At 44.2% G+C, this 611-nt stretch carries 1 protein-coding gene; it reads right to left on the bottom strand.

Features of this window, described 5'->3' with window-relative positions; all coding sequences use genetic code 11:
* On the bottom strand, positions 1-415 hold a 415-nt coding region (locus ACS8FD_RS22255), incomplete at its 3' end, for a 2Fe-2S iron-sulfur cluster-binding protein (protein ID WP_439277463.1).
* Positions 416-611: the final 196 nt, after the last annotated feature.

Here is a 611-nt window from a genome sequence, read left to right as displayed (position 1 = left end):
CTTCACATTCCCACTTTTGCACATCAAAAAACTCAGGGTCAATCTCTATTTCCATGTCCTGCTTGACAGATACCTGACAAGCCAAGCGCATGTGATTGCGGATCTCGCCTTGAGTAAAATAGCCTTCTTCGGTGGGCAGAATAGAACCGCCACCTTCAATAACACGGCAGCGACATTGATCACACGTACCACCACCACCACACGCAGAAGATAAAAATATACCTTCACTAGCAAGGGTTTGCAGTAGTTTTCCGCCTGCTGGAGTCACCACATCATTATCGGGATTATCATTGATATGAATAGTAACATCGCCTGAACTGACCAGTCTTGAGCGTGCTGCCAAAATAATGGCAACAAGACCCATGATGATCAAGGTAAACATAGCAACGCCACCAATCGCCGTAGCATAATCCATGATATGTATCCTTAATCTATGGGGTAGGGGTGCGGGTACATAAATTTGATACTGTACCCGAACACCTACCGAATAAATGAATTAAATATGTCAAATCGCTAAATAGATGTCTAAGCTTAGCGGTTTAAATGGACATGCCACCGAACGACATAAAGCCGAGCGACATAAGGCCAACCGTAATAAAGGTAATGCCAAG

The organism is Psychrobacter sp. 1U2, from assembly GCF_051847575.1.
This window is presented reverse-complemented; position numbering and strand designations above follow the sequence as displayed.